12 protein-coding genes are annotated in these 18,396 nt (G+C 70.3%); 4 read left to right on the top strand and 8 right to left on the bottom strand.

Annotated elements, in window-relative coordinates:
* Positions 1-41: 41 nt before the first annotated feature.
* The 8 genes from FG385_RS00060 to FG385_RS00025 form a co-directional block, all read right to left on the bottom strand.
* Complete coding sequence (locus FG385_RS00060) at positions 42-1,280, bottom strand: NAD(P)/FAD-dependent oxidoreductase (protein WP_139094486.1); 1,239 nt, start codon at positions 1,278-1,280, stop codon at positions 42-44.
* 6 nt (positions 1,281-1,286) lie between these two features.
* Entirely contained in the window at positions 1,287-2,408 is a 1,122-nt protein-coding gene (tal, locus tag FG385_RS00055; protein WP_139094485.1) for a transaldolase, read from the bottom strand.
* A 49-nt stretch (positions 2,409-2,457) separates the two neighbouring features.
* Positions 2,458-3,714: a dihydrolipoamide acetyltransferase family protein gene (locus FG385_RS00050; RefSeq protein WP_139094484.1), complete on the bottom strand. Its 1,257-nt coding sequence runs from the start codon at positions 3,712-3,714 to the stop codon at positions 2,458-2,460.
* The gene (locus tag FG385_RS00045; protein ID WP_139094483.1) at positions 3,711-4,718 is read right to left on the bottom strand and encodes an alpha-ketoacid dehydrogenase subunit beta; all 1,008 of its coding nucleotides are present in this window, start codon (positions 4,716-4,718) and stop codon (positions 3,711-3,713) included. Before FG385_RS00045 ends, FG385_RS00050 begins: the two co-directional genes overlap by 4 nt.
* Positions 4,715-5,797: a pyruvate dehydrogenase (acetyl-transferring) E1 component subunit alpha gene (gene pdhA / locus FG385_RS00040; protein ID WP_139094482.1), complete on the bottom strand. Its 1,083-nt coding sequence runs from the start codon at positions 5,795-5,797 to the stop codon at positions 4,715-4,717. The genes FG385_RS00045 and pdhA overlap by 4 nt, the downstream gene beginning before the upstream one ends.
* Positions 5,798-5,829: 32 nt before the next feature.
* Positions 5,830-6,279, bottom strand: coding sequence for a CBS domain-containing protein (locus FG385_RS00035; protein ID WP_200834230.1), 450 nt, complete (start codon positions 6,277-6,279; stop codon positions 5,830-5,832).
* A gap of 14 nt (positions 6,280-6,293) precedes the next feature.
* Entirely contained in the window at positions 6,294-7,304 is a 1,011-nt protein-coding gene (gap, locus tag FG385_RS00030; protein WP_139094480.1) for a type I glyceraldehyde-3-phosphate dehydrogenase, read from the bottom strand.
* Positions 7,305-7,391: 87 nt separating this feature from the next.
* The gene (locus FG385_RS00025; protein ID WP_139094479.1) at positions 7,392-10,604 is read right to left on the bottom strand and encodes a BTAD domain-containing putative transcriptional regulator; all 3,213 of its coding nucleotides are present in this window, start codon (positions 10,602-10,604) and stop codon (positions 7,392-7,394) included.
* A 208-nt stretch (positions 10,605-10,812) separates the two neighbouring features.
* Here FG385_RS00025 and FG385_RS00020 point away from each other — a divergent pair, with 208 nt between their 5' ends.
* The 4 genes from FG385_RS00020 to FG385_RS00005 are packed head-to-tail and all read left to right on the top strand — an operon-like array spanning position 10,813 to position 18,329.
* The gene (locus tag FG385_RS00020; RefSeq protein ID WP_139094478.1) at positions 10,813-11,634 is read left to right on the top strand and encodes a hypothetical protein; all 822 of its coding nucleotides are present in this window, start codon (positions 10,813-10,815) and stop codon (positions 11,632-11,634) included.
* A gap of 21 nt (positions 11,635-11,655) precedes the next feature.
* Positions 11,656-12,444, top strand: a complete 789-nt coding sequence (locus FG385_RS00015) for a succinate dehydrogenase/fumarate reductase iron-sulfur subunit (protein WP_139094477.1) — start codon at positions 11,656-11,658, stop codon at positions 12,442-12,444.
* 13 nt (positions 12,445-12,457) lie between these two features.
* Positions 12,458-15,241, top strand: a complete 2,784-nt coding sequence (gene acnA / locus FG385_RS00010; protein WP_139094476.1) for an aconitate hydratase — start codon at positions 12,458-12,460, stop codon at positions 15,239-15,241.
* 34 nt (positions 15,242-15,275) lie between these two features.
* On the top strand, positions 15,276-18,329 hold the full coding sequence (locus FG385_RS00005; protein WP_235022276.1) for a nitrate reductase subunit alpha: 3,054 nt from the start codon (positions 15,276-15,278) through the stop codon (positions 18,327-18,329).
* Positions 18,330-18,396 lie beyond the last annotated feature (67 nt).

Raw genomic sequence — 18,396 nt, 5'->3', positions numbered from 1 at the left:
GTGGCCAGCAGCCGATGCACGCCGTGGCTGACTGGTGGCCGTCATGCCCTGGTCCCCACCTCGGCCAGCGGCACGCTTGGATCTGCCAGCCGGGCGATGTCGACCGGGGTCTGGGCGTGGATGAGGGCCTTGATGTCGTGGGTGACGTCCCAGATGTTGACGTTCATGCCGGCCAGTACCCGGCCTTGGTGGAGCCAGAACGAGACGAATTCGCGTGTGCTCAGATCGCCGCGGACGACGACCTGGTCGTAGCCCTCCGGTTCGGTGTAGCCGGTGTATTCCATGCCCAGGTCGTACTGGTCGGTGTAGAAATACGGCAGCGCCTCGAACCGAGCGTCCTGACCGAGCATGGCCGCTGCGGCGGTCGCCGGCTGGTTGAGGGCATTGGCCCAGTGCTCGACCCGGATGTGCTTGTCCAGGAAGGGATGGTAGGCGCGGGCAACATCCCCGGCGGCGTAGATGTCCGGATCGGAGCTGCGTAGGGACGCGTCGACCACGACGCCGTTGTCCACCTCCAGGCCGGCCTCAGTCGCGAGTCGGGTGTTGGGGGCGGCGCCGACCCCGACGAGCACCGCGTCCGCCTCGACGTGGCTGCCGTCGGCCAGCCGCAGCCCGGTCGCCTTGCCGCTGCTGCTGGTGATCTCCTGGATGCCGGTGCCCCGGCGGAGGTCGACGTCGTGGGCGCGGTGCAGGTCGGCGAACACCGGCGCCACCTGCGGCCCGAGCACGCGCAGCAGCGGCAGGGCGGCGACCTCGACCACGATGACCGCGACACCGGCAGTCCGGGCCGCGGCGGCGACTTCCAGGCCGATCCAGCCGGCGCCGATGACCGCGAGCCGGGACGCGGTGGCGAACAGGTCGCGCAGGCGGTCGCTGTCCTCGACGCGCCGCAGGTAATACACCCGTTCGGCGTCGGCTCCGGGTATCGGCAGGCGGCGGGGTTCGGCGCCGGTGGTCAGCAGGAGCTTGTGGTAGGGCAGGTGGTCGCCGTCGGCGAGGATCACCTCGTGCCGGTCGCGGTCCAGGGATTGGACGACGGTGCCCAGCCGCAGATCGATGTCATGGCTGGGGTACCAGTCGGCGTCGTGGACGAAGACGCTGTCCCGTTCGGCTTTGCCCTGCAGGTACTCCTTGGACAGCGGTGGCCGTTCGTAGGGACGCGACGCCTCGTCCCCGATGAGAACGATCCGGCCGTCGAAACCCTGCTCGCGCAAGGCTTCCGCGGCTTTGGCACCGGCCAGGCCGGCACCGACGATCACGAACGTGGACTGACTGGCCATTGGTGATCACCGTCCCGAGGTGGCGGGTGGGGTGGACAGGGTTCGGGCGAGTTGCTCGCCGAGGTGATCCCAGCTGGCGTCGAACTTCGCCACACCCTCCTCTTCGAGGACCCGGACCACGTCGTCGTAGTCGACGCCGAGTTCGGCGAGGTCGTCGAGCGTCTGCTGGGCGGCCTCGTAGGTGCCGTGCACGCTGTCGGCGGGGATCACACCGTGGTCGGCGACGGCGCGCAAGGTGGCCTCGGGCATCGTGTTGACCGCGTCGGGGGCGACCAGATCGACCACGTATCGGGTGTCCGGATACGCGGGGTCCTTGACGCCGGTGGATGCCCACAGTGGACGTTGTGGCCGGGCACCGGCCTGCTGCAGGGCCTGCCACCGTTCGGTGGCGCACGCCTGCTCGTAGCGTTGGTAGGCCAGCCGGGCATTGGCGATCGCGGCCTGGCCGCGCAGTGCGGCGGCTTTGTCGCTGCCGAGCTTGTCCAGCCGACTGTCGATTTCGGTGTCCACTCGGGACACGAAGAACGAGGCGACCGAAGAGATCGTGGCGACGTCGCGGCCGTGGGCGCGAGCCTGTTCGAGTCCGGTGAAGAACGCGTCGATCACTTCGACGTAGCGGGCCAGGGAGAAGATCAGCGTGACGTTGATGCTGATTCCCTCGGCCAAACATGCGCTGATCGCGGGTAGCCCCTGTTTCGCGGCGGGAATCTTGACGAACAGGTTGGGCCGGTCCACCAGCCACCAGAGGGCTTTGGCTTCGGCGATGGTGCGCTCGGTGTCGTGCGCGATGCGGGGATCGACCTCGATGGACACCCGGCCGTCCACCCCGTCGGTGGCGTCGTACACGGGGCGCAGCACGTCGCAGGCCCATCGCACGTCGAACGTGGTGATCTCGCGCAGCGCGGTGCTCATCTCCACCCGGCGCGCGGCGAGCTGCCCAAGTTGCTCGGCGTAGGTGTCGCTGCCGGTGATCGCTTTGGCGAAGATGGTCGGGTTGGTGGTGACTCCGGCGACGTGCTGGTCGGCGACCAGGCCGCAGAGGCTGCCACTGGTGAGTCGCTCCCTACTCAAATCGTCCAGCCAGATCGATACTCCGGCGTCGGTGAGAGCGGTCAACGGGTCGGTCATCATGGCCTCCTTCCGGTCGGTTACCCGTCGCTGGCGGCGGGGCATGGGCTCAGAGCACGATCCGAGTCGGGTGTTCCAGCAGCGCGGTCAGGTCGGCGAGGAACTGGGCGCCGGTGGCGCCGTCGAGGACGCGGTGGTCGATCGAGAGCGTCAGGGTCATCGTGGTGGCCACCGCGAGTTGGCCGTCGCGGACAATCGCCTCCTGGGCGGCGGCGCCGACAGCGAGGATCGCCGCCTCGGGCGGGTTGATCACGGCGGTGAACTGGTCGATGCCGTACATGCCGAGGTTGCTGATGGTGAAGGTGCCGCCGGTGATCTCGTCCAGGGACAGCCGGCCGGCGCGGGCCCGCTCGGCGAGGTCGTGGGCTTCGCGGCCGATCTGGGACACGGTCTTGCGGTCGGCGTCGTGGACGACCGGAACGATCAGACCCTCGTCCAGGGCAACCGCGATACCGATGTGCACGCGGTGGTGGCGTAGCAGCCGGGTTTCGCCCCAGGAGGAGTTGACCTGCGGGTGCGCGATCAGAGCCTGGGCGCAGGCTTTGACGAGCAGGTCGGTGACGCTGACCCGGACGCCGGTCTCGGCGAGGTCGGTGTTGACCTGAGCACGGAAGGCCACCAGGGCGTCGGCGTCCACGACGCGGGTCAGGTAGAAGTGCGGTGCCTGCTGGGCGCTGGCGGCGAGGCGTTGTGCTGTGAGTCGACGCACCCGGGTCAGCGGGATCTCCTCGGTGTCCGGGTCTGCCGCGGGTGTGCGGTGGGTTGTCGGCCGTGGTGCCACTGGTGTTGGCGCCGGTGGGGCGGCGGCTTGGTCGGCGATGGCGGCGTGGATGTCGGCGCGCACGATGCGTCCGTCGGGGCCGCTGCCGGGGATCGCGGCGAGGTCCAGTCCGTGTTCGCGGGCGAGCCGACGAGCCAGCGGGGACGCCCGAAACGCCACTGTGGACGGTGAGCTCGGGACCGGGACGGGCCGTGGTGGCGGCGGTGTGGGCGGTGCCGGAGGCGGGGCTGAGGACCGTTTCTCAGCAGAGGTCGTCGCCGGGACGTCGAGGCTGGCGGCGGGCGCGGTACCGGCGGGGACGATGACCGCGATGGGGGTGCCGATGGGCACGGTCGCGCCTTCGTCGACCAGAAGACGGGCGAGGACGCCCTCGTCGTATGCCTCCAGTTCCATGGTGGCCTTGTCGGTGTCGATCTCGGCCAGGATGTCGCCCTTGTGGACCGGGTCGCCTTCGTGCTTGTGCCACGTGGACAGGACACCTTCTTCCATGGTGTCGGACAGGCGGGGCATCAACACGTCCGTCATCGGTGGTCCTCCTGGCCGGCGAAGCGGGTGGCGTCGAGGGTGTCCCGGATGGCGCGGGTCAGGGCGGTGGCGTCGGGCAGGGCGGCCAGTTCCAGCGGTTTGGCGTATGGGAGCGGGACTTCGGCCGCGGCGACCCGGCGGACGGGGGCGTCCAGGTAGTCGAACGCGCCTTCGGCAAGGGTGGCCACGATTTCCGCGCCTACGCCGTAGGACAGCCAGTCGTCTTCGAGCACGACGGCTCGGCTGGTCTTGCGGACCGAGGCACAGATGGTGTCCCGATCCAGGGGGCGCAGGCTGCGCAGGTCGACCACCTCGACGGAAATGCCGTCCTCGTCGAGCCTGCGGGCGACGTCCAGCGCGACGACGGCGGCGCGGGAGTAGGCGATGACGGTGATGTCGGTGCCGGGTTTCATCACCGTGGCGGTGCCGATGCCGAGGGTGTGGTCGCCGTCGGGGACCTCGCCCTTGGTGTTGTACAGGGCGAGATTCTCCAGCAGGAGCACCGGGTCGTCGTCGCGGATCGCCGCGGACAGCAGGCCCTTGGCGTCGGCCGGGGTGGCCGGGGCGAGCACCTTCAGCCCGGGCACGTGGGCGTACCAGACCTCCAGGTTCTGCGAATGGGTGGCGGCCAGCTGCTGGCCGCCTCCGCCGGGGGTGCGGATCACCAGCGGGACGCGGACCTGGCCGCCGAACATCGAGTGCATCTTGGCGGCGTGGTTGACGATCTGGTCGATGGCCAGCAGGCTGAAGTTGATCGTCATGATCTCCACCACCGGCCGCAGTCCCAGCATGGCGGCGCCGATCGCGGTGCCGACGAATCCTTCCTCGCAGATCGGGGTGTCCCGCACTCGGCGGGGACCGAACTCGGTGAGCAGCCCGGCGGTGATCTTGTAGGAGCCTTCGAAGACACCGATTTCTTCGCCGAGCAGCAGCACGTCCTCGTCGCGGAGTAGTTCGGTGCGCAGCGTGTCGTGGAGCGCCTGCCGGTAGCTGATCAAGGTCATGGTGTCACCACCGGGTCACCGGGCCGGCCTCGGTAGGTGTTGGCGACCGGGGTGGCATACACGTGGTCGAACAGCGAGTCCACGTCCGGGGCCGGGGCGTGGTCGGCTGCGTCGACGGCCGCCGCGACGGTCTGCTCGGCCTCGGCGTCGATCCGCGCCGCGTCCTGCGCGTCGAGAGCACCCTCGTCGATCAGCCGGGCGCGGAAGGCGGGCAGCGGATCGAGTTCCCGGAGTCGCTGGTTGTCGGCGTCGCTGCGGTAGCGGGCCGGGTCGACGACCGAGTGGCCGCGCAAGCGGTAGCTGACGGTTTCCAGCAGCATCGGCTGGTGCTCGGTCCGGGCCTTGTCCAGCGCCTCGCGGGCGGCCTCGCGGACGGCGATGACGTCGTTGCCGTCCACCCGCTGTCCCGGGATGCGGTAGGAGCACCCGCGCCGGTACAGCTCGGGTTCGCCGGCGGCGGCCTCGACCGGCGTGCCCATGCCGAGCTGGTTGTTGACGATCACGTACACGATCGGCAGTCGCCACACAGCGGCGAGGTTGAGCGACTCGTGGAAGGCCCCGATGTTCGTGGCCGCGTCCCCGAGCAGGCACATCACCGCGTCACAGTCGCGGCCCGGCTCGTGCCGGTAGGCCACGGCGAGAGCGGCCCCGGTCGCCGGCGGGATCTGGCCGCCGACGATGCCGTACCCGCCCAGCAGGCGGTGCTGGGTGTCGAACAGGTGCATCGAGCCGCCCCGCCCGCCGGACAGGCCGGTGGCGCGCCCGAACAGTTCGGCCATGACCCGTGCGGGTTCGGCGCCGCGAGCCAGGGCGTAGCCGTGTTCGCGGTAGGTGGTGAACAGGTAGTCGGTGGGTCGTAGAGCGGCCATCAGGCCGACGACGGTGGCTTCCTCACCGAGGTTGAGGTGGCAGTAGCCGCCGATCTTCGCCTTGGTGTACATCTCGGCGGCGCGCTGCTCAAAGAGCCGGATCAGCGTCATCTGCCAGTAGTAGCCACTTAGCACCTCGGCGTCCTCCGACGGCGTGGGGCCACGGGTCGCCACGGGGCCGCTCGCCGGGGCCGAAGTGGGATCGACCATGCCGAATACCTCCTCGCCGTGCATGTCGGGGCTCAGCTGCCGGGGTCGGGGTCCTGCAGCTCGAACTGGTCGGCGCCGGCCTGACATTTCGGGCACGACGTCGAGGCGTGGCTTCCGCGCACGGCCTCGCCACAGACCTGGCACACCCATTCGGTGGCCAGCAGCGCGACCACGTCCGAGCGGCTCACGATGCCCACCAACCGTGCTCCGGCCAGCACCGGAACCCGGTGGATGCGCCGTTCGACCAGCAGGTGGCGCACCTCGTCGACGTCGGTGTCTTCGGTGACGCTGATGACCGCGGTCGACATCACCTCGCGCGCGGTGCCGCCGGATCGGGCCAGCAGGTCGTACTCGCTGACCAGGCCGACGACCGCGTCGTCGGGGCCGACGACGGGCGCGCCGCTGATTCGGTGCTCCCGCAGCACCGCGGCCACCATGGCCGGTGTCGCGTCGGCCGGCACGGTCACCACCGGGGCGGTCATGATCTCCTTGACCCTCACCGGGATCCCTCCGCGATGCCGAGCACGGCCAGCGCCTCGCGCACCATCTGGTGGGTGAAGCCCCACTCGTTGTCGTACCAGCTCATGATCTTGACCAGGGTGCCGTCCACCACCCGGGTCATCGCCGCGTCGATCACCGAGGCGCGCGGGTCGCCGACGACGTCGGTAGACACGATCGGGTCCTCGGCGACCCCGACGATGTCCCGGTAGCGGTCGGTCGTGGCCTCGGCACGGAAGATGTCGTTGACCTCGGCCACAGTGGTGGGCCGGGTGGTCACCGCCGTGATGTCGGCGATCGACCCGACCGGCAGCGGCACGCGCAGCGCCACCCCGTCGAATCGGCCGGCCAGTTCGGGCAGGGCACGAGTGGTGGCCAGGGCGGCCCCGGTCGAGGCGGGCAGCATGTTCACCGCCCCCGACCGGCCGCGACGGAAATCCGTGCTGGGGCCGTCGATCAACTGCTGGGTGGAGGTGTAGGCGTGGACCGTGGTCATCACCGCCCGCGCCACGCCGACCCGCCGATCCAGGATTTCCACCACGGGGGTGATGCAGTTGGTGGTGCAACTGGCGCACGAGATGATCCGCTGGTCCGCACCCGCCCGGTTGGTGCCGTGCACCACGGTGGCGACAGTCTCGGTCCGGGCTGGCGCGGACAGGATCACGAACCGCGCGCCGGCGGTCAGGTGCCCGGCCAGTTCGGGTTCGTGCCGGAACGCGCCGGTGCACTCGAACACCAGGTCCACGCCCAGCTCGCGCCACGGCAACTCGGCGGGGCTGCGGTGCGCGGACACCGGGATGCGGTGCCCGTCGACGACCAGGGCGTTACCGTCGACGCTCACCGGCCGGGGGTAGCGGCCGTACACGCTGTCGTAACGCAGCAGGTAGGCGAGGTTGTCGATCGAGACGAGATCGTTGACCGCCGCGACCTGCACACCTTCGGTGTTCAGCAGCAATTTCAACGTGGCCCGGCCGATCCGGCCCAGGCCGTTGATCGCCACCGCCGCCATCGCACACCGCCTCCCAGACACCTGCCGCTCGGGGTGGATTCCGGTGTCGAGGTTGGTCGGGCCGGCTTGCGAATTGCCTGCGGTCGGTTATCCGGCGAGTGCGGCCAGCCGCGGCACGAGTGCCAGGTAGCCGGCCTCGCGCGCCGCGGCCAGCGCCGCCCTGGCTGCGGCGTTGGCGCCCGGGGCGCCACGGGCGTGCAGCAACTCGGCCTGCGCCCACCGGGCTTCGTGCCGGGCCAGCGGAACACCCTGCTGCAGCGCGGTGCCGATCAACGGCTCCGCCTCGGCCACCCGTCCCTGGCCGACCAGGACCAGCCCCAACCGGGCCGCTGCCCAGCCGCCGAACAACGGAATCTCGTGGCCCACGTCCAGGCACTCGCGGAAGGCGGCTTCGGCACGGTCCAGGTCACCGGCGGACTGCCGGGCGATTCCGAGCGCCCGCAGCCCGGCCGCGATCCACTCGGTGTGCTCGATGCGCCGGGCGATGGCCAGGGCGGCCCTGGCGGCGTCCTCGGCCTCGTCGTGGCGGCTGAGGGCGGAGAGGGCTTCGCTGCGATGCCACAGGCAGGAACTGTGCATCTCCGGCAGGTCGGCGGTGCGGGCCCAGGCCAGCGCCGCGTCGATCTCGGCCAGGCCGGCGGCCGGCTCGCCGAGGAGTGCCAAGGCGTGCCCGCGGGTGGCGCGAGGATTCCACAGCAGCAGCGTCTCGGGTGAGGTCGTGGGCAGCCGGGCCAGATCGTCCAGCCGGGTGGCGGCCTCGGTGAGCCGGCCGGCGAGGAGAGCGGCCATCGCCTGCCAGTGCAGCAGCCGCGCGGCGCCCTCGGGGTCTCCGTCTCGTCGCACCAGCCGCTGCGCCCGCCGGAAGCGCCGGCGGCCCGCGTCGAGCCGGGCCAGCCACAGGTCGGCCAGCGCCCGCGCGGCCAGCGCCTGGCCACGGGCCGCCGGGTCGTCCCCGGCATCGGCGATCGCCAGTTCGGCCAGCTCCGCGCCCCGGAACGCGCTGAGCGACCGGGTCTCCAGGATGGCCCGCTGGGCCAGCACGCGGGAGCGTTCCGCCCCGGACGGGGCTTCAGCCAGCGCCGCGTCCAGGTCTGCGCGGGCATCGCGGAGTCGGCCGCACCGCCGGTGCGCCTCGCCCCGCATCTGCCACAGCGCGGCCCGGGTGTGGCCGGGTGTCGCCGCCGCGAGACCCGCCTGGATCAAGCGCAATGCTTCCCGATCGGCGATCCGGTTCAACCGGACCCGCGCGGCGTCGGCGAACGCGACGGCTGCGGCGGGACGATCGCCGCCCGCCGTCAAATGGGCGGCGACCTCGGCGAGGTCCCCGTCGTGCTCGCGCAGGGCCTCGGCGAGCATCAGGTGGCGCCGCAGCCGATCTGTGGGGTCGAGGTCGGCGGCCACGACATCGCCGACGGTCCTCGTGGCGGGCACCCAGCCGTCGTCGTCACCTGTCACGAGGCCGGCGTTGGCCAGCACGGTCAGCGCGTCCAAGGTGCCCGGCAGGTCCAGCCGAGCGGCGGTGGCCAGCACACTGGCGGGGGCGGGACGGCCCAGCAGCGCGAGCAGCGTCAGCGCTTCCCGGCCCGGCATGGGCACCGACGCCACCCTGGCACGGACCAGCGGTCGCGCCCCGGCGGCCACCAGCGCCCGGACTTGCGACCGCGAGCCGCGGTCGCGCAGCCGCCACCGGCCACTCGGGTCGCGCTCGACCAGATGGGCGGTGGCCAGCGCCTCCAGCATCTGGATGGAGGTCGCGGGCATGCGGTCGGTGCACTCGGTGATGGCCGTGCGCAGGATCGGGCCCATGATCAGGGACAGATCGGTGGTCGACCACGGGGCGAGGTCCACCCGGCGAATCAGTCCGGGGTCAGCGCCGGCCAGCGCCTCTGCCGGATCACGACTTCCCGAGAGCGGAGTGGTCGGACACGTGGCGATCACCTGCAACCCTGATACGCGCTGTCGCAGCACCCGCAGCATGGCCAAGCTGCTGTCGTCGGCCCACTGCAGGTCGTCGATCGCGATCAGAGAGTGAGGCCGTGCCCACGCCCGTGCCGCGCGCAGGACGGCCCGTGCCGCCTTCGGTATGTCGGCGCACAACGGGCTGTCGTCCGGGGACGCGCTGGCTCGTGGCGCCGAGACCAGGTGCGGATGCTCGTCATGTTCGGCCCGGGCTCGGTGAGCTTGCAGGGTTCGTAGCAGGTCGGCAGCCAGCGCGCCGGGGTCGTCCCGGCCATCCCGACGCGCGCGCAGCAGCACGACCGGCATGCCGACCTGATTGGCCAGTTCGGCGAGCAGGCGGGATTTCCCGCTGCCCGGCGCGCCGCGGACCAGCACCACCCGTACCTCTCGATCGGCCAACAGCTCGGCGATCCGCTCCCGCAGCCGGTCTCGCCCCACGAACGGGACAATCGACCCCGACCGGTCCCCACCGCCGACCTCCCCAGGCGTGGTCAGCGGCAGGCTCGCGGCGGCGGGGGTGCCCGGGCGGATCTCGTCACACAGCACTTGTTGGCGAAGCCGCAGCGCGTCCGCGGAGGGGTCGATACCCAGTTCATCGCCCAGGCGCCGTCCGAACGCGTCGAAGCTCGCCAGCGCAGCCGCCCGGTCACCGCCGGCCGCCAGTGCCCGGACCAGCAGCAACGCCGCCGCCTCGCGCAGGGGATGCTCGTCGGCGGCCGTCTGCGCGCAGTCCACGGCTGCGGCGGTGTCGCCAACAGCCAAAGCGGCGGTGGCTGCGCCTTCCAGCGCGTCGAGGTGGGCGCGCAGCAGGTGGTGGCGGTGCTCAAGGGCCCAGGGGGCATAGGCGTCCTCGGCAAGCGGTTCGCCCCGCCACCACGCCAGCGCTGTCCGGAACGCGGTCAGCGCGGCGTCCGGATTGTGGGTCAATTCGGCCTGCCCCCGGCCCACGGCGGTCAGGAACACCTCGATGTCCACCCAGCAGCGGTCGTCGCCGACCAGGGTGTAGCCGCCGTGGCCGGTCTGGATCAGCGACCGGTCACCCAGAGCGCGGCGGATGCGGCTGATGAGGATCTCGACGTTGCCCGACGCGTCGATCGGCGGCTGTGTTGGCCACAGTGCCTCGATAGCGGCGTCTTTGGACAGCAGCGTTCCGCGGGACAGGGTGAGCATCCGCAGCAGTTGACGCGCCAGTCGGCCGCCGAAGACCCGGTCCGGTTGCTCCCGGCCGTCTCGGCGGACCGCGAACCGGCCGAGCAACTGGATGCTGACCTGCGAGTTCGACCGCTCGTCAGCCGGGTCGGGTTGACCGTTCGGTTGGTTCTGCTGGCGTGACAGGCTCATCTCAAAGACACCGCCGGTCTGTTGTCGCTCCAGTGACCGCGTGCGTTTCACCGCCCTGACGCGGCCGGTCGCAGGCAAATTGCAAGCACCTGCCCCCACCGTGACTGTAACCACAGGGAGCAAATCGAAACTGGGGTCTTTGGTCCTCAGATCAACATCGCTTGATCAGGTGACATAGCGGTACGGAGGTGGGCCGGCGATGGTGCACATGCGCACCCCAGCAGGACCAGGCGGGACCGGCACTCGGGCGCCGGGGCGGGCCCCGATCACCATCCGAACCCTGCGGATCGACCGGTGGTGGGCCTACCCGGCCTCGACGTTCACCGTCCTGCTGGCGTTCATCGTGTACTCCACCTACGCGGCGGTAGCCAACCGCGACTACTACGCAGACCCCTATCTATCTCCGTTCTACTCGCCCTGCCTGTCCTGGAACTGCGGCCAGGTGCCCGGCTCGCCCGGGGCACCACACCTGGGCTGGTTCGGTACCTGGTGGATCGTCACGCCCGCGGTGATCGTGTTGATCTTTCCGCTGGGGTTCCGGTTGACCTGCTATTACTACCGCAAGGCGTACTACCGGGCGTTCTGGCTGGCACCACCAGCCTGCGCGGTGCCCGAACCCCATCGCCGCTACACCGGGGAGACCCGGTTCCCGCTGATCCTGCAGAACGTGCACCGCTACTTCTTCTACGCGGCGATGGTGTTCAACGTGATCCTCAGCTGGGACGCGGTGATCGCGTTCAACTTCGACGGGCACTTCGGCATCGGCGTCGGCAGCGTGGTGCTGGTGATCAACGCGGTGCTGCTGTGGCTGTACACGCTGTCCTGCCACGCCTGCCGGCACGTGGTCGGTGGCCGGATCAACCACTTCTCCCGCCACCCGATCCGCTACCGGCTCTGGACGGCCGTGTCGAAGATCAACCCGATCCACGGCCGGTTCGCCTGGGCCTCGCTGGTCTGGGTGGCGCTGACCGACCTGTACGTGCGGCTGGATGCCGCCGGCATCCTGCACGACCCGCGCATCGTCGCCTGACCGGGGAAAGGTGGCGTGACCATGAGTTACCAGATGAACCTGCGGATCTGGCGGGGCACCGCCAAGGGCGGCGGCCTGGTCGACTACCCGGTCACGGTGGCCGACGGCGAGGTGGTGCTGGATCTCGTGCATCGGGTGCAGTCCACCCAGGCCGGGGACCTGGCGGTGCGGTGGAACTGCAAAGCCGGCAAGTGCGGCTCATGCAGTGCGGAGATCAATGGCCGGCCCCGGCTGATGTGCATGACCCGCATGTCCGCGTTGCCCCGGGACGCCATCACCATCACGCCGCTACGCACCTTTCCGGTCATCCGGGACCTGGTCTGCGACGTGTCGTTCAACTACCGCAAGGCCATGGAGATCCCGTCCTTCACCCCACCAGCCGACCTCAAGCCCGGCGAGTACCGGATGCGGCAGGCCGACGTGACACGGCCGCAGGAGTTCCGCAAGTGCATCGAATGCTGGCTGTGCCAGACCGTGTGCCACGTCATCCGCGACCACGACGACAACAAACCCGCCTTCGCCGGCCCCCGGTTCTTCATCCGGCACGCCGAACTGGACATGCACCCGCTGGACACCGCCGACCGGCGCGACCAGCTGCGCGAGGCGCACGGCCTGGGCCTGTGCAACATCACCAAGTGCTGCACCGAGGTGTGCCCGGAGGGGATCAAGATCACCGACAACGCGATCATCCCGATGAAGGAACGCGTCGTGGACCGCCGCTACGACCCGTTGCGCCGCCTGTTCCCGCGCTGGCGGCGCAAGCCCGGCAGCGAACCGGGCAAGGACGGCCCGGCCTCCCCGGATGCGTGAGCGGAGGATTGCCATGTCTGCCAACAGTTTCGGTGCCCGCGACGTCCTCGTGTCCGGCGGCGCGTCGTACGTGATCCATCGCCTCGACCGGCTCGACGGCGCCATGCGCCTGCCCTACGGGCTGAAGGTGCTGGCCGAGAACTTGCTGCGGCACGAGGACGGCCACGCCGTCACCGCCGACCAGATCCGCGCTCTAGCCGCCTGGGACCCGGCAGCCGAGCCCGCGACCGAGGTCCAGTTCACCCCGGCGCGGGTGCTGATGCAGGACTTCACCGGGGTGCCGTGCATCGTGGACCTGGCCGCGATGCGCGAGGCCATGGTCGCGCTGGGCGGGGACCCGGCGGCGATCAACCCGCTGCGCCCGGTGGAGCTGGTGATCGACCATTCGGTGATCGCCGACTACTTCGCTCGCCCGGATGCGTTCGACCGCAACGTCGAGCTGGAGTACCAGCGCAACCGGGAGCGCTACCAGTTCCTGCGCTGGGGCCAGCAGGCGTTTGACAACCTGCGGGTGGTGCCCCCGAAGACCGGGATCGTGCACCAGGTCAACATCGAGCACCTGGCCCGCGTGGTGTTCGCCGAGGACGGCCAGGCGTTCCCGGACACTCTGGTGGGCACGGATTCGCACACCACGATGGTCAACGGGCTGGGCGTGCTGGGTTGGGGCGTCGGCGGGATCGAGGCCGAGGCCGCGATGCTCGGCCAGCCGATGAGCATGCTTCTGCCGCAGGTGATCGGGGTCCGGCTCACTGGCGAACTGCCGGATGGCGCTACGGCCACTGATCTGGTGCTCACCATCGCCGAACTGCTGCGCAGCCACGGGGTGGTCGGCACGTTCGTGGAATTCTGCGGCCCGAGCCTGGCCCAGGTGCCACTGGCCAACCGGGCCACGATCGGCAACATGAGCCCGGAATACGGGTGCACCTGCGCGATCTTCCCGATCGACGCCGAGACCCTGGCCTACCTGCGGCTCACCGGCCGCACCGACGAGCAGGTGGCGCTGGTGGAGGCGTACGCCAAGGAACAGGGCCTGTGGCACGAGCCGGACCACGAACCGGTCTACAGCCACGTCCTGGACCTCGACCTGGCCACCGTGGTCCCGTCGATCGCCGGGCCGAAACGGCCCCAGGACCGCATCCCGCTGGACCGGGCACCCCAGGCGTTCCGCGCGGCGGTGCGCGGGTACCTGCCGGCCGATCCGGCACCGGTCGGGTTGGACGAGAGCGGCGCGGAGTCCTTCCCCGCCTCCGACCCGATCGCGGTCACCGGCGACCGCCCCGGCGACCGGCCACGGGCTGTTCCCTCGGCGGCCGAGCCGGGGCGGCGGCCCAGTTCGAAGATGCCGGTCGCCCTGGACACCGGGGAGACCGTCGAGCTGGACCACGGGGCAGTGGTGATCGCCGCGATCACGAGCTGCACCAACACCTCCAATCCTCAGGTGATGCTCGGCGCCGGCTTGCTGGCGCGCAACGCCGCCGAGCGGGGCCTGCGCCCGAAACCGTGGGTGAAAACCAGTCTCGCGCCGGGTTCGAAGGTCGTCATGGACTACTTCGACCGGGCCGGCGTGCTGTCGGCGCTGCGTGAACTCGGATTCGATCTGGTCGGCTACGGCTGCACCACCTGCATCGGCAACTCCGGTCCGCTGCCCGAACCGGTGTCTCGCGCCATCAACGCCGGTGACCTCGCGGTGTGCTCGGTGCTGTCGGGCAACCGCAACTTCGAGGGCCGCATCCACCCGGAAACCAAACTCAACTATCTGGCCTCGCCGCCGCTGGTGGTCGCCTACGCGCTGGCCGGATCGATGGACGTCAATCTCGCCCAGGACCCCCTCGGCACCGGCACGGACGGGAAGCCGGTGTTCCTGCGCGACATCTGGCCCGACTCGGGAGAGATCGACCGGGCCGTTGCGGCCAGCCTGGACCCCCAGATGTACGTCCGCGACTACGCCGACGTGTTCACCGGCGACGAACGCTGGCAATCGCTGCCCGTCCCGGCCGGCGACACGTTCGCCTGGGATCCCGCCTCGACCTACGTGCGCCGGCCGCCGTTCTTCGAGAACTTGCCTGCCACCCCCGAGCCGCTGCGCGACATCGAAGGCGCCCGTGTGCTGGTACAGCTCGGCGACTCGGTCACCACCGACCACATCTCGCCGGCCGGGGCGATCAAGCGGGACGCGCCGGCCGGCGCCTACCTCCGCGAGCACGGGATCAGTCCACGCGAGTTCAACTCCTACGGCTCCCGGCGCGGCAATCACGAGGTGATGATCCGCGGCACCTTCGCCAACATCCGGCTGCGCAACCTGCTCGCCCCGGCCACCGAGGGCGGCATCACCCGCCACCTGCCGGACGGGGAACGGATGAGCATCTACGCCGCCGCCCAACGGTACGCCGCCGAGGGCGTGCCGCTGCTGGTCATCGCCGGCAAGGAATACGGGTCCGGGTCGTCGCGGGACTGGGCCGCCAAGGGCACCGCCCTGCTCGGCGTGCGCGCGGTGCTCGCGGAGTCCTACGAGCGGATCCACCGTTCCAACTTGATCGGCATGGGCGTGCTGCCCCTGCAGTTCCCGCCCGGGCAGAACGCCACCACACTCGGCCTGTCCGGCGAGGAGGTGTACGCCATTCACGGCCTGGCCGGCGACGGCGAGCTACCCGAGTGGGTCCGGGTCATCGCCACCCCGGCGGACGGCACCAGCCGGGAATTCGATGCCGACGTCCGGATCGACACGCCCAGTGAAGCGGACTACTACCGCCACGGAGGGATCCTGTCCTATGTGCTCCGCCGAATCGCCGCACACTAACCAACCGTCCACACAGGACGCTGTTGACGCGCTGATGCGCGCCGCCCAGTGGTTCTTCCCGGGTGAGCAGTCAGCGGACCAGCGAGTGTTGTACCGGGAAGGCGGTCGGGGTGCGGACGAGTTCTACCGGGAGCGGTGGCGCCACGACCGGGAGGTCCGCTCCACCCACGGGGTCAACTGCACCGGCTCGTGCTCGTGGAAGGTGTACGTCAAGGACGGCATCATCACCTGGGAGACCCAGGCCACCGACTATCCCTCGGTGGGTCCGGATTCTCCGGAGTACGAACCGCGCGGCTGTCCGCGCGGCGCGTCATTCTCCTGGTACACCTACTCGCCGACCCGGATCCGCTATCCCTACGTGCGGGGGCCGCTGCTGGAGCTGTGGCGGGCGGCGCGGGCCGGACACGCCGATCCAGTGGACGCGTGGGAATCGATCGCGACCGACCCCGTCCGCGCGCAGGCATACAAGCGGGCCCGGGGCAAAGGCGGCTTCGTGCGGTCCACCTGGGGAGAAGTGATCGAGCTGATCGCCGCCGCGCAGGTGCACACGATCAAACGCCACGGCCCGGACCGGATCATCGGGTTTTCGCCGATTCCGGCGATGTCGATGACGTCGTATGCGGCGGGCACCCGCTACCTGTCGATGATCGGCGCCACGATTTCCTCATTTTACGACTGGTACGCCGATCTGCCGGTCGCTTCCCCGCAGGTGTTCGGCGACCAGACCGACGTGCCCGAGTCTGGCGACTGGTGGAACGCGGGCTATTTGATCGTGTGGGGCACGAACCTGCCGATCACCCGCACCCCGGATGCGCATTTCATGACCGAGGCCCGCTACCGGGGTCAGAAGGTCGTGGTGGTGTCGCCGGATTTCTCCGACCACACCAAGTTCGCCGACGAATGGCTGGCCGCCGCGCCCGGCACCGACGGTGCGCTCGCGATGGCCATGGGCCACGTCATCCTCACCGAGTTCTACGCCCAGCGGCAGGTACCGCGGTTCCTCGACTACGCCAAGACCTACACCGACCTGCCGTTCCTGGTGACCTTGACCGAACGCGACGACGCGTTCGTGCCCGGCAGGTTCCTCACCGCCGCCGACCTTGGCCGGCAGGTGGAACACGCCGAGTTCAAGACCGTCCTGCTGGACGAGGCCACTGGAGCGCCGGTCGTGCCCAACGGATCGGTCGGTTTCCGCTGGGCCGCCGAGCCGGGCAAATGGAACCTCAACCTGGACACCGATCCCGCCCTGACGTTGCAGGGCCGGGCCGGTGCCGAGTCCGTTGCCGTGGACCTGCCGCGCTTCGACCGGGGCCAGGGCGAGGCCGGTGCGGTCCTGCGACGGGGCGTCCCCGCGATTCGTGTTGACGGCCATCTGGTCACCACGGTGTTCGACCTCGTCATGGCCCAGTACGGCGTGGCACGCAACGGACTTCCCGGCAACTGGCCGACCGGCTACGACGACGCCGAGCGGCCCTACACGCCCGCCTGGCAGGAGGCGATCACCTCGGTTCCGGCGGCGGCGTGCACGCGGGTGGCGCGGGAGTTCGCCCGCAACGCCGAACGCACCGGCGGCCGGTCCATGATCGCGATGGGCGCGGGCACCAACCACTGGTTCCACTCCGACCAGATCTATCGCACCTTCCTGTCGCTGCTGCAACTGTGCGGCTGCCAGGGCGTCAACGGCGGCGGCTGGGCCCATTACGTCGGCCAGGAGAAGGTACGGCCCTTGACCGGCTGGTTCCACCTGGCATTCGGCCTGGACTGGCAGCGCCCGACCCGGCACATGGTCGGCACCCCGCTGTTCTGGCTCGCCACCGACCAATGGCGCTACGAAGCCTTCGGCGCCGACGTACTGGCCAGCCCGCTCGGCTCGGGCCGGATGGCCGGGCGCACCCTGCCCGACTGCAACGCACTGGCCGCCCGGCTGGGCTGGATGCCTTCCCACCCGGCGTTCAACCGCAACCCGCTGGACCTGTGCGACGAGGCCGAGCGCGCCGGCAAGGAAGTGCCGGACCACGTCGTCGAGCAACTGAAATCCGGCGCGTTGTCCTTCGCCGCCGAGGACCCGGACGATCCGGCGAACTTCCCGCGGGTGCTGATGGTGTGGCGGGCGAACCTGTTCGCCTCGTCGATGAAGGGCCACGAATACCTGCTGCGGCACCTGCTGGGCACCGACGATGCCGTCACTGCAACGGAAACCCCACCCGAACTGCGCCCGACCGAGGTGCGGTGGCGGGACGAGGCCCCGGTCGGCAAGCTGGACCTGTCCGTCGCGGTCGACTTCCGGATGACCAGCACGTGCCTGTTCTCCGACGTGGTCCTTCCGGCCGCGACCTGGTACGAGAAATACGACCTGTCCTCGACGGACATGCATCCCTTCGTGCACGCCTTCAGCCCGGCGATCGCTCCGCCGTGGCAGGCCCGCACGGACTTCGACCTGTTCCACACCCTCGCCGCCGAGTTCTCCCGGCAGGCCGCGACACACCTCGGCGTGCGCCGCGACGTGATCGCCGCACCGCTGGCCCACGACACCCCGGACGAACTGGCCCAGCCGCACGGCCTCGTCCGGGACTGGAAGGCCGGAGACTGCGAGCCGGTTCCCGGCAAGACCATGCCGAAACTGATCGTGGTCGAACGCGACTACGCGGCGGTGGCCGAGAAGATGGCCGCGATCGGGCCGCTGCTGGACACGGCGGGAACCACCACCAAGGGCATCACCTGGGTCCCGGATGCGGAGATCGACTACTTGCGCCGGCACAACGGCACCGTCCGCGGCGGCATCGCCGACGGCCGCCCCTCGATCGCCCGGGACGACCAGTTCTGCGAGGCCATCCTCGCGCTGTCCGGCACCACCAACGGCAGGCTCGCCGAAGCCGGATTCCGCGTGCTGGAACAACAAACCGGGGTCGCGCTGGCCGATCTGGCCGGGGAGCGGGCCGGGGATCGGATCACCTTCGCCGACACGCAGACCCAGCCCCGCGCGGTGATCACCTCACCGGAGTGGTCGGGCAGCGAAACCGGCGGGCGCCGCTACTCGCCGTTCACGGTCAACGTCGAGCGGCGCAAACCCTGGCACACGCTGAGGTGATCTCACCAACGATTGGTGTCTGGGTTCGGACGACACGGGCAAAGCAATCCATATAGGACAGTGCCCC

Origin of the sequence: Amycolatopsis alkalitolerans (assembly GCF_006152065.1) — a bacterium.
Classification (GTDB): Bacteria; Actinomycetota; Actinomycetes; order Mycobacteriales; family Pseudonocardiaceae; genus Amycolatopsis_E; species Amycolatopsis_E alkalitolerans.
The sequence above is the reverse complement of the archived record's forward strand: the minus strand, read 5'-3'. Positions and strand labels throughout refer to the sequence as shown.

Coding starts and splice junctions, on each gene's coding strand:
- FG385_RS00025 (WP_139094479.1), bottom strand. CDS start 10,604: ATGAGCCTGTCACGCCAGCAGAACCAACCGAACGGTCAACCCGACCCG.
- FG385_RS00045 (WP_139094483.1), bottom strand. CDS start 4,718: ATGACCTTGATCAGCTACCGGCAGGCGCTCCACGACACGCTGCGCACC.
- tal (WP_139094485.1), bottom strand. CDS start 2,408: ATGACCGACCCGTTGACCGCTCTCACCGACGCCGGAGTATCGATCTGG.
- pdhA (WP_139094482.1), bottom strand. CDS start 5,797: ATGGTCGATCCCACTTCGGCCCCGGCGAGCGGCCCCGTGGCGACCCGT.
- gap (WP_139094480.1), bottom strand. CDS start 7,304: ATGGCGGCGGTGGCGATCAACGGCCTGGGCCGGATCGGCCGGGCCACG.
- FG385_RS00005 (WP_235022276.1), top strand. CDS start 15,276: ATGCGCGCCGCCCAGTGGTTCTTCCCGGGTGAGCAGTCAGCGGACCAG.
- acnA (WP_139094476.1), top strand. CDS start 12,458: ATGTCTGCCAACAGTTTCGGTGCCCGCGACGTCCTCGTGTCCGGCGGC.
- FG385_RS00050 (WP_139094484.1), bottom strand. CDS start 3,714: ATGACGGACGTGTTGATGCCCCGCCTGTCCGACACCATGGAAGAAGGT.
- FG385_RS00035 (WP_200834230.1), bottom strand. CDS start 6,279: ATGACCGCCCCGGTGGTGACCGTGCCGGCCGACGCGACACCGGCCATG.
- FG385_RS00015 (WP_139094477.1), top strand. CDS start 11,656: ATGAGTTACCAGATGAACCTGCGGATCTGGCGGGGCACCGCCAAGGGC.
- FG385_RS00020 (WP_139094478.1), top strand. CDS start 10,813: ATGCGCACCCCAGCAGGACCAGGCGGGACCGGCACTCGGGCGCCGGGG.
- FG385_RS00060 (WP_139094486.1), bottom strand. CDS start 1,280: ATGGCCAGTCAGTCCACGTTCGTGATCGTCGGTGCCGGCCTGGCCGGT.